Genomic DNA, 12,366 nt, shown 5'->3' with positions numbered 1-12,366 from the left:
GTGGATGACGAAATCGGCACAGTTGCAAAAAAGAAATGGCGGGATGGCAAGGTGGTGGATAGGCTGTAAGCCATACCGAGCAAGGGCTGTAGAGGTATGTGGGTATCGTTGGCCTCTTCGCGGGCGCGCCCGCTCCCACAGGTACGGCACAGGATTCGAGATTTGTGGGGTCCTGTGGGAGCGGGCGTGCCCGCGAAAGGGCCGGCACAGCCAACAGAGAACCGACAGATGACCAACACCCCCCTGGCAACCCTGTACCAGTCCCTCGACCAGCACCGCCCCGCCAACCTCGAGGCCCTGCTCGCCGGTGTGTCCCTGCTGCTGCCGATCCTCGACGCCATCCCCAACGCCGCGATCTTCATCAAGGACCCGGCCGCCCGCTATGTGCTGGCCAACAACACCCTGGTCCAGCGCTGTGGCCTCAAGCGCTTGCAACCGCTGCTGGGCAAGACCAGCGCCGAAGTGTTCCCGGCACAGCTGGGCCCCGGCTACACCGAGCAGGATCGTCGCGTTCTCAAGGAAGGCCTGGTGCTGGAAGACCAGCTGGAGCTGCACCTGTACGGCAGCCGCGAGCCTGGCTGGTGCCTGACCCACAAGCGCCCGCTGTACAACCAGGCCGGCGAGATCATCGGCCTGGTCGGCATCTCGGTCGACTTGCAGTCAGCCGCCGACAGCCACCCCGCCTACCAGCGCCTGGCGGCGGTGGACGAGCATATCCGTCGGCATTTCCACCAGCCGATCAGCATGGGCGAGCTGACCCGTATCGCCGGCATTTCCGTGGCCCAGCTGGAACGCTACTGCAAGCGGGTGTTCCACCTCACGCCACGGCAGATGATCCACAAGGCGCGCCTGGAGCACGCCCACCGTTTGCTGCACTCGGAACTGCCGATCACTGAAGTGGCGATGTGCTGCGGCTATACCGACCACAGCGCCTTCAGCCGCCAGTTCAAGCAACTGACCGGCTTCACGCCGAGGCAGTATCGGCGGGCGATGGCGTAATGGGCGAGGGCGTTGCCTGTGACTCGGACGGAGTGCGGTTCTGCCACTGCTGGTACAGCGATTGCGCCCTCTGCATACGGGCAAGCTTCAGTACCAGCAAAATCAATCCCATCATACTGGCGAACGCTATGCCAGCCAGTAACGAACGTTGCGCCTCAAGCCCTTTCGTCACGTGTGATTCGTAGGCAGGGTCCATAAAAAACGAGCAGACGGTGTCCAGCTCCTTTTCAGGAAAGTCTTCTATAAAGGGTTTCAAGGTTTCGGCTGAGCGGCATTGTTCTGGCATTAGAACCCTATCTGGCCACATTTTGAACTTGATGTTGTCTGAAGATAGGTAGAACGAGGGCGTGTCGGGTGAGTTCTTCAACGAAACCATCAAGTACTTCGAATTCCCGAAAAGCGAAAACGGCGTAAATGCCCCGATGAGCAAAAGCATCGATGTTACAACCAGCGTGTATTTCCACCAAGTGAACCGCTTGACCGCAAATGTTGGAGAATCAAAATCGCTCCAATCCATGTATCTGCGGCTGCGGCCGATATCGCTTGGGGCAAAACCGTTGGCGACGATCCAGCGATGAGCGAGTCGTGCTTCGCGCAAGTTGTTTGCAGGAATATTGAATTCGTATCTGAAAAACTCGATTTCACGTAACTCTCTGCGCATCTGGTTCAGCTCCGAGAGGTCGTCGAACTCTTTTTTTCCACCAAAACTTCGCCAGATTAGATCGCGCAGAAAATAGAGCGACCCGGCTCTGCTTTGGATAAACCACACCAGCAACAGAACCATCCCTAGAAGGCCGAGCCCTCCCAGCGGGGCTAAGTTTTCGGCACTCCATACCAATGGCGTGGCAGCGGTTGGAGGTGTCGTCATGTCAGATCCTTGGACAATGGGATAAGAAACGGCTGCGCGTTCTCGCACCGCCTGGTGAGCGAAGGAGGATAAAAGCGGGGAGAGCGTCTTGTCGCTAGCGAAATGTCCTATGTTGCAGTAGGAAAATTCGCTAGCCAGTGAATTAGCACGTGACGAACAGCGCCCGTGCCTCATCGAAGCACTGCTCGGCAATTGCCGAACGCGGCTCGCTACGGCGTAGCAGCAGGCCGACCGGGCTGTGGATGGCGGCGTCGGCCACCGGCAGGATGCGCAGGTGCTCGCTCAGGTCTTCCAGGCCGCAGCCCAGCGGCATGACCGCGCAGCACATGCCGGTGTTGATGGCCTGGATCAGCTGGAAGCTCGAGTCGCTTTCCAGTACCGCATTTGGCTCCAGGCCACGGCTGCGGAAACTCAGGTCCAGCGACTGGCGGTAGTGCATGCCCTTGCTCAGCAGGCCCAGCGGAATGTCGCCCAGCTCGTCCCAGCGCAGGGTGTCGCTGGTGAACTTGAAGTGCCGGGTATCGTGCAGCAGGCCCATGGTGGTGGTGCCAAGCTCGATCACTTCGAAGAAGCTGGTGTTGACCTGGTCCAGGTAGCAGATGCCCAGGTCGAGCTGGTTGCGGCTGAGCCCGTCGATGACCTGTTCCGAGCTGAGCGAGCTGATCTGGAAGTGCAGCTCGGGGTATTTTTCACGCAGCGGCAGCAGCAGGTGCATGGGGTTGAAGCTGGCCAGCGGCACCGTGCCCAGGCGCAGGCTGCCGACTACCTGGCCGCGGCAGCTGGCGGCCTCGGCCTGCAGGCCGTCGTGGGCGGCGAGCAGCGTACGGGCCCAGGCCAGGATGCGCTCGCCGGCCTCGGTGAAGCCTTCGAAGCGCTGGCCGCGCTTGACCAGCACCAGGTCCAGTTCGTCCTCCAGGTTGCGCAGGCGCATGGACAGCGTCGGCTGGGTGATATGGCATAGCGCCGCCGCCTGGCCGAAGTGGCGTGTCTGGTCGAGCGCGATGAGGAATTTGAGCTGCTTGATGTCCATGGAAGTGCCTGGTATCGGGTTATGCAGACCTTAACCCACGTCTGCGATAGATGTCATTGATCAGTCGGTACGCCATATCGATTGGACGCCCCCGGGCCATGCCACTAGCGTGGCGGCACTGCCACTCGAGGAGCCCCACCGTGCGCGTCCAACCCGACGCGGTCTTCGTACCGCTCAACATCGCCGTGCTGACTGTCAGCGACACCCGTACCTACGACAACGACACCTCCGGTGAGCTGCTGGCCAGCCGCTCGGTGGAGATCGGCCACCGCCTGGTGGCGCGGGCGTTGCTCAAGGACGACCTTTACAAGATCCGCGCCCAGGTCGCCACCTGGATTGCCGACGAGCAGGTGCAGGTGGTGCTGATCACCGGCGGTACCGGTTTTACCGGGCGTGACAGCACGCCGGAAGCGGTCGAGTGCCTGCTGGACAAGCGCATCGATGGCTTTGGCGAACTGTTCCGGGCCCTGTCGATTCTCGATATCGGCACCTCGACCGTGCAGAGCCGGGCGCTGGCCGGGCTGTCCAACCGCACGTTGGTGTGCTGCCTGCCGGGCTCCACCGGGGCCTGCCGTACGGCGTGGGAGGGCATCCTGGCGGAGCAGCTGGATGCGCGGCACCGGCCGTGCAACTTCGTCAAGCACCTGAAGCCGATCGAGGCCTGTGCAAGCCGGGGCTGAGTTTTCGCCTGTACCGGCCTCTTCGCGGGTAAACCCGCTCCCACAGGTACCGCGCAGGGTTCGAAACCTGTGGCGGCCCTGTGGGAGCAACTGTCTTGCTCAATTTCAAAAAGCTGGCGCGATCCCTGTGGGAGCGGGCTTGCCCGCGAACACGGGCGAAGCCCGTGCCATCCACCACGGTGTTGGCTTCGCGGGCAAGCCCGCTTCCAGGCGGCTCACGCTGCGTTCTGGATTTACGTTGTACCTTCAGGCTGCGGTAGCACTAGATCGAGCCATGATGTACCCGTTCTGAGCATGGCATTTAACCGCACGATGAACGTTCTCATGCAGGCCACGATAGCGACTTTGGGAAGTTTTCCGCGCTCCCGCAGTGACTGATAACGAGCCTTGAGTGCTGGGTTGTATTTCATCGCCACAAGGCATGCCATGTACAGCGATCGCCTGACCGCAAATCGCCCGCCAGAGATAGAGCGCTTGCCCATGAATTTCCCGCTGTCGTGGTTGAAGGGCGCCACCCCAACCAGGGAGGCAATTTCTCTGGACTCAACCCGACCTAGCTCCGGCAGCAGCGCTATTAGTTTGCCCGCTGTCACCATCCCAATGCCTTTCACTTTGATCAGCTGGGCAACCCGTTCGTCGTTCAGCATCGCGATTTGCTGTTCGATCTCACACTCAACCCGTTTGATCTGCGCCTTGAAGTGTTTCAGGTTGGCATTCAGGTAGTTAGCAACTGCAGTCGATTGCACCTGCTTCAGGCGCCGCAGGTCGTCATCTCGCTGTTGAACCATCCGATCACGTTGCTGAAGCAACTCTCGCAGAAGCGCTCGTTCGGGGCTGACTCGCAGAGAGGGTTGATCTGGAATGACTTCGGCATAGTGCGCCAGAACCTCGGCGTCGATGGCGTCAGTCTTGGCCTTGATGCCTAAAGAGTCAGCGAATGACCTGGCTCGCCTGGGATTGACGCGTATGACCTTGTAGCCAGCGTCCTGTAGAAAACACATGACATCTCGCTCGTAGCCACCCGTCGCCTCTAACAGGACGCGCTTGATACTGAGCTTGCGAAGGCTCTCCAGTAGCGCCTCAAACCCTGTTGGATCATTGCTTAAATGCATTTTGATGCCCTGTGGCCGCACCGCAGCATCAAGGGAGAGACTGGAAACATCGATACCCAAGAAGGAAGCCATCACCAAAACCTCCTAAACTCAACACAGTGAGAGGACTTTGGCTTGGCCCACGCTTGTGATTCGAGATCAGAGCCGCATCCAACTGTTCGGGCTCTCGCCAAAGTGGAACGGTGAATGGCAGCTTTTGCTCCCACACGTGCTCAAGGCACCTACGGCATTCAGCTTGCCATTCACCGCTCTCACTCCAAATTCTAATCCCCCATCAAGACACAAGCGGGTTTACCCGCGAAAGGGCCGGCACAGGCCAGTGCATTCAGTCAGCTCAATACATGGTCCACCGGCAACAACGCCGGCGGTAGCTGTTGTTCCCCCAACCCCGCCAGCACATCGCGCTCCACGGTCCGCACCATGGCATCGGTCGGCAGGTCGTTCTCATCGCGCCCGAACGGGTCTTCCAGTTCGTTGCCAATCGCGTCCAGCCCGAAGAATGTGTACCCCACGATGGTGGTGAACAGCGGCGCCAGCCAGCCCAGCGGCTCGGCCAGGGCAAACGGCAGCAGCAGGCAGAAGATGTAGATGGTGCGGTGCAGCAACAGCGTGTAGGGGAACGGCAACGGCGTGCCCTTGATCCGCTCGCAGGTGGCCTGCACTTCGGTCAGGCCCACCAGCCGCTGCTCCAGCAGGCTGTAGCGCCAGTCACTGATCTGCTGCTGTGCTGCCAGCCGCGAGCAGTGCCCGCCGATTTCGCGCAGGATGGCGTCGCACACGTTGTGCGGGCTGATCGCTTCGGGCCGGGCCAGCCAGGGCCGGGCGGCGGCCAGTTCGTCCTCGCTGCGCAGCCGTGCATTCAGCGCATGGGCAAAGCCGCACAGGCTGCGCAACAGTTCGGCACGCAGGGTTTCGTCGGTAATTACCAGGCTTTCGCGCACGAACGAACGGGTTTCGATGATCAGCTTGCCCCAGGCCTTGCGCCCCTCCCACCAGCGGTCATAGCAGGCGTTGTTGCGAAAACTCATGAAAATCGACAGCGACAGGCCCAGCAAGGTGAACGGGGTGGCGCTGACCGGGTAGAAAAACGCCGGGAAATGTCGCTCGACCAACACGATCAGCGCGGCCAGCAGGGTGACCGTCAGGCAGCGCAGGGCAATGCGTTTGACGATCGAACCCTTGAGGGTGAACAGCACACGCAGCACATCGGGGGTGGGGTGGACGATCATGGAAATCCAGAGACGGCTGCCTAGCCGCCGGTCATGTTCATGAAGCGCAGGATCTGCACGTCGCCACCGACTTCGAAATGATGGCGGTAGGGCTTGAGGTGCAGCGAGTCACGAATGGCCTTTTCCAGGCGTTCAGGGTTGCCGGGGTGGGCGCGCAGCACCTGCTTCAGGTCCACCGAGTGTTCATTGCCCAGGCACAGCAGCAGACGGCCTTCGACGGTGAGGCGTACGCGGTTGCAGGTGGAGCAGAAGTTGTGGCTGTGTGGCGAAATGAAGCCGACCCGAGTGTTGGCGGCTTCGGCCAGGCGCCAGTAGCGGGCCGGGCCCTGGGACGACTCGGTCGATTCGACCAGGGTGAACTGCTCGGCCAGCAGCGCACGTACTTCATCGCTGGAGCAGAACGACTCGCCGCGTTCATGTTCGCTGATCACGCCCAAGGGCATTTCTTCGATGAAGGTAATGTCCAGTTCGCGGTCGATGGCAAAGCGCACCAGGTCGACCAGTTCATGATCGTTGCGGCCCTTGAGGACCACGCAGTTGAGCTTGGTGCGCTTGAAGCCGGCCTGGCGGGCGGCGTCGATGCCGGCGATGACCTGGTGCAGGTCGCCGGTGCGGGTCAGTTGCTTGAAGCGCTCGGCGTCCAGGCTGTCGAGGCTGATGTTCAGGCGCGTGACACCGGCGTCGAACAGCGGCTGGGCCAGGCGCCCGAGTTGCGAGCCGTTGCTGGTCAGGCACAATTCGCGCAGGCCGGGCAGGGCGGCGATGCGCCCGCACAGGTCGACGATGCCTTGGCGCACCAGCGGCTCGCCGCCGGTCAGGCGGATCTTGCGGGTGCCAAGGGCGACGAAGCGCTCGGCCACCTGGAACAGTTCCTCGAGGCTGAGAATTTGCTGGCGCGGCAGGAACTGCATGTCTTCGGCCATGCAGTACACGCAACGGAAGTCGCAGCGGTCGGTGACCGACATCCGCAGGTAGTCGATTTTCCGGTTGAAGCCGTCGATCAGGGCCCGGCTGTTCTGTTCCACGTTCGCGCTCGAATGGGTAGGGACTCGATTCAAGCTATAACTTGGGCGCAGGGCCGTCAAATTGCTTTGTCCGACCGATTGATCGATGGCCTCTATCATGGCTGCAGGGCACGTATTTCAAAGTGTTGACCGCGGCGCACCGTTCGCGGGCATGCCCGCTCCCACAGGGTTACCGCTGCTCTCGGGAACTGCACTGTACCTGTGGGAGCGGGCGCGCCCGCGAAGGCCGTGACGCGGTTCCAGCCCGTGATCGAAACCGCCTATCACCCCGTAAGATCTTTCGATTGGACGGCTCTACCCCACGCTCCATAGGCTGAAAAAAAGCATCGAAGCGTGAGGATTCATCGCATGAGCCAGGACCAACACATCAGGGACTACAAGGGTGCCGCCGCCGGCTGGGGGGCGCTCAAGAGCGTGACCAAGAGCTGGCTGGGCAGCGACAATGCCTTCAAGAACCTGCGGGCCATGCTCAAGACCAACCAGAACGGCGGCTTCGACTGCCCAGGCTGCGCCTGGGGCGAGTCGCCGGAAAACGACATGGTCAAGTTCTGCGAGAACGGCGCCAAGGCAGTCAACTGGGAAGCCACCGGCCGCTCGGTGGACCCGGCGTTCTTCGCCAGGTACAGCGTCAGTGCGCTGGCCGAGCAGACCGACTACTGGCTGGAGTACCAGGGCCGCCTGACCCACCCGATGCGCTACGACGCGGCCACCGATCACTATGTGGAAACCAGCTGGGAAGAAGCCTTCGCGCTGGTTGCCCAACACTTGCGCGCACTCGAATCGCCCGACCAGGCCGAGTTCTACACCTCGGGCCGGGCCAGCAACGAGGCGGCGTTCCTCTATCAGCTGTTCGTCCGCGCCTACGGCACCAACAACTTCCCCGACTGCTCGAACATGTGCCATGAAGCCAGCGGCGTGGGCATGTCGGAAACCCTCGGCGTGGGCAAGGGCACCGTGGTGTTCCACGACCTGGAGCTGGCCGATGCCATCTTCGTCATCGGCCAGAACCCCGGCACCAACCACCCGCGCATGCTCGAACCGCTGCGTGAAGCGGTGAAGCGTGGTGCCCAGGTGGTCTGCTTCAACCCGCTCAAGGAGCGCGGCCTGGAGCGCTTCCAGCACCCGCAGCACCCGTTCGAGATGCTCAGCAATGGCTCCGAACCAACCAACACGGCCTACTTCCGCCCGGCCCTGGGCGGCGACATGGCAGTGATGCGCGGCATTGCCAAGTACCTGCTGCAGTGGGAACGCGAAGCCCAGGCCAATGGCGAACCGGCAGTGTTCGACCATGCCTTCATCGCCGAGCACACCAGTGGTGTCGACGCATACCTGGAAACCGTGGATGCCACGCCCTGGGCGCACATCGTCGAGCAATCGGGCCTGACCCAGGCCGAGATCGAACTGGCCGCGCGCATGTACCGCAAGGCCGAACGGGTAATCATGTGCTGGGCCATGGGCGTCACCCAGCACCGCCACTCGGTGCCGACCGTTCAGGAAATCGTCAACCTGCAGCTGCTGCGCGGTAACGTCGGCAAGCCCGGTGCCGGCCTGTCACCGGTGCGTGGCCACAGCAATGTGCAGGGCGACCGCACCATGGGCATCGACGAGAAGCCCGGGGCTGTGCTGCTCGATGCCATCGAAAAACGCTTCCAGTTCCGCGTGCCGCGTGCCCACGGGCACAACGCGGTGCTGGCGATCAAAGCCATGGAAGAGGGGCGGGCCAAGGTGTTCATCGGCCTGGGTGGCAACTTTGCCCAGGCCACGCCGGATACGCCGCGCACCCATGCGGCCATGCGCAATTGCGCGCTGACCGTGCAGATTTCCACCAAGCTCAACCGCTCGCACCTGGTCACCGGCCGAGATGCGTTGATCCTGCCGTGCCTGGGCCGTACCGAAATCGACATGCAGGCCAGCGGGCCGCAAGGCGTGACCGTGGAGGACACCTTCAGCATGGTGCACATCTCCCACGGCCAGCTGCGCCCGCGCTCTCCGCACCTGCGCTCGGAGCCGTGGATCATCGCCGGCATGGCCCAGGCGACCCTGGGCAAGCAGCCGATCGACTGGGAGTACGCAGTTGCCGACTATGGCCGTATCCGCAGCATGATTGCCGATGTGATCCCCGGCTTTACCGATTTCAACGAGCGCCTGCAGCACCCGGGCGGCTTCCACCTGGGCAACAATGCCGCCGACCGTACCTGGCGCACGGCCACAGGCAAGGCGCGCTTCAGCCCGCACCAGCTGCCGGAGCAACTGGTGAATGCCAAGGTGCTGGCGCGCGGTGACAAGCCCGACCTGATCCTGCAGACCCTGCGCTCGCACGACCAGTACAACACCACCCTGTATGGCCTGGACGACCGTTATCGCGGGGTGTTCGGCCTGCGTGAAGTGGTGTTCGTCAACGAAGTGGACATCCGCCGGATGGGCTTCGAGCCGGGCGAGCATGTGGACCTGGTGTCGCTGTGGGAGGATGGCGTGGAGCGGCGCGTGTCAGGCTTCCGCCTGGTGGCGTATGACGTACCCGAGGGGCAGGCGGCGGCCTATTACCCGGAGACCAACCCGCTGGTGCCGCTGGAAAGCTATGGCGAGGGGACCTATACCCCGACCTCGAAGTTCGTGGCGATCAAGGTCGAGAAAGCCAAGGCCGGGAACCGGATTGCGGCGGTGCTGGCCGCGGATTGATCGGTTGCCTGTGCTGGCCTCTTCGCGGGCTTGCCCGCTCCCACAGGGACCCCACAGTTTTCAGCACCTGTGGTACTCCTGTGGGAGCGGGCAAGCCCGCGAAGAATCCAGCACCGATCAGGAACGATGCACCGGGTAGGCCGTGGTGTACTTCATCTGCTCCATGGCAAAACTGGAAGTGATGTTCGACAGCCCATCAGTACTGGTGATCAGCTTTTTGTAAAACCGGTCATACGCCGCAATATCCCCCACCACCACCCGCAGCATGTAATCCCAGTCCCCCGACATGCGGTAGAACTCCATCACTTCCTCGAACCCGGTCACGGTCGCGGCAAACTGCTCCAGCCAGTCGCTGTCGTGGCGCTGGGTCTTGAGCTGGACGAACACCGTCAGCCCCAACCCCAGCCGCTCCGGGTCGAGCAGGGCGACACGGCCGACAATGTAGCCGTCTTCCTCCAGGCGCTTGACCCGCTTCCAGCACGGCGTGGTAGACAGGTTTACGGCCTCGGCCAGGTCCTTGAGCGAGATCGAGGCGTCGCGCTGAAGCAGGGTGAGAATGTGCTGGTCGAAGCTGTCCATATCGCGCGTGGGCCGTGGAGAAAAATATTTCACAGATTACCCCAAGGCTAGAAGATTTGGGTTGTGCGATAGTTGCAGCTTTCACTCTGCCAATGGGCCTGACCATGTCCGACAAGCCGCGCAATTTCGCCACCCGTACCATTCACGCCGGTGAGCAGTTCAGCGTCGCCGATAACGCTATTTTCCCGGCGATCGTCACCGCCAGTTCGTTTACCAAGCGCAGCCTGGACGACAAGCCGGAATACTCCTACAGCCGCGTCGGCAACCCCACCCGGCATGCCTATGAAACCTGTGTCGCCGCCCTGGAAGAGGGCGTTGGCGCGGTCGCCTGCGCCTCGGGTGTGAACGCCACCGCCACCGTGCTGGAGCTGCTGCCCAAGGATGCCCACGTGGTGGTGATGAACGGCGTGTACGGCGGCACCTTCCGCATCATGGAAGACTACCGCAGCCGCACCTCGGGCCTGACCACCACCTACGTCGACCTCAACGACCTCGAGGCGGTGGCCGCCGCCATCAAGCCGGAAACCCAGCTGATCTGGATCGAATCGCCGACCAACCCGTTGCTGCACCTGGTCGACATCAAGGCGGTGTGCGACCTGGCCAAGGCGCGGGGCATCCTCACCTGCATCGACAACACCTTCTGCTCGCCGTGGAACCAGCGCCCGATCACCCTGGGCGTGGACTTGGTGATGCACTCGGCCAGCAAGTATATCGGCGGCCATTCCGACCTCACCGGTGGCGTGGTGGTAGCTGCCAATGATGCGCTGTTGGCGCGCCTGCGCCGCATCAGCATGGCGATTGGCGCGGTACAGGGGCCGTTCGACTGCTACCTGGCCCTGCGCGGTCTGAAGACCCTGGATGTGCGCATGGAGCGCCAGTGTGCCAATGCCCTGCAGGTGGCTCGCTTCCTCGAAAGCCACGCGCAGATCGAGCAGGTGTATTACCCGGGGCTGGAGAGCCACCCGCAGCATGAGCTGTGCAAACGGCAGATGCGCAGTGGCGGGGCGGTGGTGGCGATGAAGGTCAAGGGCGACCGCGCCGCGCTCAACCGCCTGGTGGAGGCGCTGCAGATCTTCGTGCTGGCCGACTCGCTGGGCGGGGTGGAAAGCATGATCAACCACTCCTGGAGCATGTCGCACTGCTCGCTGAGCCCGGAGCAGAAGGGCGTGATGGGGATCAGCGAGAACCTGCTGCGGTTGTCGGTGGGGATCGAGGATTACCGTGACCTGGTCGACGACCTGGATGGGGCGTTGAAGGCTGCGGCTGCTGGCTCGTGATGATGCGGTTGTAGGAGCGGCCTTGTGTCGCGATGGGCTGCGCAGCAGCCCCAAAATCTATGTCTCTGTCGAGATTTTCGGGGCTGCTGCGCAGCCCATCGCGACACAAGGCCGCTCCTACAAGGGCCGTGCAGACCTGTGGTATCTATCAGGATTTGGGCGGATGAATGATCCGTTCGATCTTGTCCTTGATCAGCAACCGTTCCTTGCGCAGGCGGTTGACGGTTTCGTCGTTGGTGCCGTTGCCTTCGGCAGCGACCACCTCTTTGTCTTTTGCGTTGTATTCCTTGTGCAGTGAGTGCAGCGTCTGGTCCTTGTCCATGAGCGCCTGGAATGCATCAGCGGTAACGTGCAGGTCAGCGAGCAGATCATGCGGAACTGGCATTTCTTCACCTCTGTCGGGGGTTGGCGGATGGTTCTGACCTTTGAGGATAGCCGTCTTTGCGCAGGTAGGGGACTGGGGTAGGCTGTCGCATCTCCCCGTGACCCGGAACCTGCGCCATGCCTCACCTGAACCTGGAATACAGCGACAACCTGCGCGAGCTGAATGTCGATACCCTGCTGCTGCGCCTGAACCATGCCCTGGTCGGCAGTGGCCAGTTCGCCGACGAGGCCGACATCAAGAGCCGCGCCCAGGCCTTCGGCCAGTTTCGCGTGGGCACCGCGCCCGGCGAGCGTGCCTTTGCCCATGTGCGCCTGGCCATCCTCAGCGGGCGCTCGCCCGAGGTGAAGAAGCAACTGTCCGCCAGCCTGCTGGATGTGCTGCGTGAGGCCATCCCCGAGCAACCGGGGCTGGACATCCAGCTGTGCGTGGAAGTGCTGGACATCGACCGCGAGCCGTATGCCAAGGAACGCCTGCCAGGCTGAACAAGCGCTGAATGAACTTCT

The 12,366-nt window shown here is 62.3% G+C and carries 12 protein-coding genes; 5 read left to right on the top strand and 7 right to left on the bottom strand.

From position 1 onward, the window contains the following. Positions 1-228 precede the first annotated feature (228 nt). Positions 229-999: an AraC family transcriptional regulator gene (locus tag C163_RS19465; protein ID WP_025340235.1), complete on the top strand. Its 771-nt coding sequence runs from the start codon at positions 229-231 to the stop codon at positions 997-999. Here the strand turns inward: C163_RS19465 and C163_RS19460 are convergent. Together C163_RS19460 and C163_RS19455 are read right to left on the bottom strand one after the other, a co-directional pair. Next, complete coding sequence (locus C163_RS19460) at positions 965-1,867, bottom strand: DUF6216 family protein (protein ID WP_025340234.1); 903 nt, start codon at positions 1,865-1,867, stop codon at positions 965-967. The two genes, C163_RS19465 and C163_RS19460, sit on opposite strands and share 35 nt — an antisense overlap. A 142-nt stretch (positions 1,868-2,009) precedes the next feature. Beyond that, positions 2,010-2,897: a LysR family transcriptional regulator gene (locus C163_RS19455; protein WP_025340233.1), complete on the bottom strand. Its 888-nt coding sequence runs from the start codon at positions 2,895-2,897 to the stop codon at positions 2,010-2,012. A gap of 140 nt (positions 2,898-3,037) precedes the next feature. Between C163_RS19455 and moaB the strand changes: the two genes are divergently transcribed. Beyond that, positions 3,038-3,577, top strand: coding sequence for a molybdenum cofactor biosynthesis protein B (moaB, locus tag C163_RS19450; RefSeq protein ID WP_003259533.1), 540 nt, complete (start codon positions 3,038-3,040; stop codon positions 3,575-3,577). Between the two features lie 233 nt (positions 3,578-3,810). Here the strand turns inward: moaB and C163_RS19445 are convergent, their stop codons facing one another. From C163_RS19445 to moaA, 3 genes are all read right to left on the bottom strand, one after another. Beyond that, the gene (locus tag C163_RS19445) at positions 3,811-4,761 is read right to left on the bottom strand and encodes an IS110 family transposase (RefSeq protein ID WP_025337292.1); all 951 of its coding nucleotides are present in this window, start codon (positions 4,759-4,761) and stop codon (positions 3,811-3,813) included. A gap of 257 nt (positions 4,762-5,018) precedes the next feature. Next, positions 5,019-5,918, bottom strand: coding sequence for a bestrophin family protein (locus C163_RS19440; RefSeq protein WP_025340232.1), 900 nt, complete (start codon positions 5,916-5,918; stop codon positions 5,019-5,021). Positions 5,919-5,938: 20 nt separating this feature from the next. Next, a complete protein-coding gene (moaA, locus tag C163_RS19435; protein ID WP_025340231.1) occupies positions 5,939-6,943 on the bottom strand; it encodes a GTP 3',8-cyclase MoaA in 1,005 nt (334 codons plus the stop codon). Positions 6,944-7,291: 348 nt separating this feature from the next. Between moaA and C163_RS19430 the strand changes: the two genes are divergently transcribed. After that, complete coding sequence (locus C163_RS19430) at positions 7,292-9,622, top strand: FdhF/YdeP family oxidoreductase (protein ID WP_025340230.1); 2,331 nt, start codon at positions 7,292-7,294, stop codon at positions 9,620-9,622. 117 nt (positions 9,623-9,739) lie between these two features. Here the strand turns inward: C163_RS19430 and C163_RS19425 are convergent, their stop codons facing one another. Then, complete coding sequence (locus tag C163_RS19425) at positions 9,740-10,201, bottom strand: Lrp/AsnC family transcriptional regulator (protein WP_025340229.1); 462 nt, start codon at positions 10,199-10,201, stop codon at positions 9,740-9,742. A gap of 92 nt (positions 10,202-10,293) precedes the next feature. Here C163_RS19425 and C163_RS19420 point away from each other — a divergent pair, with 92 nt between their 5' ends. Further along, positions 10,294-11,478: a PLP-dependent aspartate aminotransferase family protein gene (locus C163_RS19420; RefSeq protein ID WP_025340228.1), complete on the top strand. Its 1,185-nt coding sequence runs from the start codon at positions 10,294-10,296 to the stop codon at positions 11,476-11,478. A 148-nt stretch (positions 11,479-11,626) separates the two neighbouring features. Here C163_RS19420 and C163_RS19415 read toward each other — a convergent pair whose 3' ends face one another. Continuing rightward, the gene (locus C163_RS19415) at positions 11,627-11,863 is read right to left on the bottom strand and encodes a YdcH family protein (RefSeq protein WP_003259536.1); all 237 of its coding nucleotides are present in this window, start codon (positions 11,861-11,863) and stop codon (positions 11,627-11,629) included. A gap of 116 nt (positions 11,864-11,979) precedes the next feature. Here C163_RS19415 and C163_RS19410 point away from each other — a divergent pair, with 116 nt between their 5' ends. Then, the gene (locus tag C163_RS19410) at positions 11,980-12,345 is read left to right on the top strand and encodes a 5-carboxymethyl-2-hydroxymuconate Delta-isomerase (protein ID WP_025340227.1); all 366 of its coding nucleotides are present in this window, start codon (positions 11,980-11,982) and stop codon (positions 12,343-12,345) included. Positions 12,346-12,366 lie beyond the last annotated feature (21 nt).

Origin of the sequence: Pseudomonas sp. FGI182 (assembly GCF_000511325.1) — a bacterium.
GTDB lineage: Bacteria > Pseudomonadota > Gammaproteobacteria > Pseudomonadales > Pseudomonadaceae > Aquipseudomonas > Aquipseudomonas putida_Z.
This window is presented reverse-complemented; position numbering and strand designations above follow the sequence as displayed.

What these genes read in the sequence shown, in the direction of transcription:
- C163_RS19420 (WP_025340228.1), top strand. Translation starts at nt 10,294, where the DNA reads ATGGGCCTGACCATGTCCGACAAGCCGCGCAATTTCGCCACCCGTACC.
- C163_RS19455 (WP_025340233.1), bottom strand. Translation starts at nt 2,897, where the DNA reads ATGGACATCAAGCAGCTCAAATTCCTCATCGCGCTCGACCAGACACGC.
- C163_RS19460 (WP_025340234.1), bottom strand. Translation starts at nt 1,867, where the DNA reads ATGACGACACCTCCAACCGCTGCCACGCCATTGGTATGGAGTGCCGAA.
- C163_RS19465 (WP_025340235.1), top strand. Translation starts at nt 229, where the DNA reads ATGACCAACACCCCCCTGGCAACCCTGTACCAGTCCCTCGACCAGCAC.
- C163_RS19410 (WP_025340227.1), top strand. Translation starts at nt 11,980, where the DNA reads ATGCCTCACCTGAACCTGGAATACAGCGACAACCTGCGCGAGCTGAAT.
- C163_RS19430 (WP_025340230.1), top strand. Translation starts at nt 7,292, where the DNA reads ATGAGCCAGGACCAACACATCAGGGACTACAAGGGTGCCGCCGCCGGC.
- C163_RS19445 (WP_025337292.1), bottom strand. Translation starts at nt 4,761, where the DNA reads ATGGCTTCCTTCTTGGGTATCGATGTTTCCAGTCTCTCCCTTGATGCT.
- C163_RS19440 (WP_025340232.1), bottom strand. Translation starts at nt 5,918, where the DNA reads ATGATCGTCCACCCCACCCCCGATGTGCTGCGTGTGCTGTTCACCCTC.
- C163_RS19415 (WP_003259536.1), bottom strand. Translation starts at nt 11,863, where the DNA reads ATGCCAGTTCCGCATGATCTGCTCGCTGACCTGCACGTTACCGCTGAT.
- C163_RS19425 (WP_025340229.1), bottom strand. Translation starts at nt 10,201, where the DNA reads ATGGACAGCTTCGACCAGCACATTCTCACCCTGCTTCAGCGCGACGCC.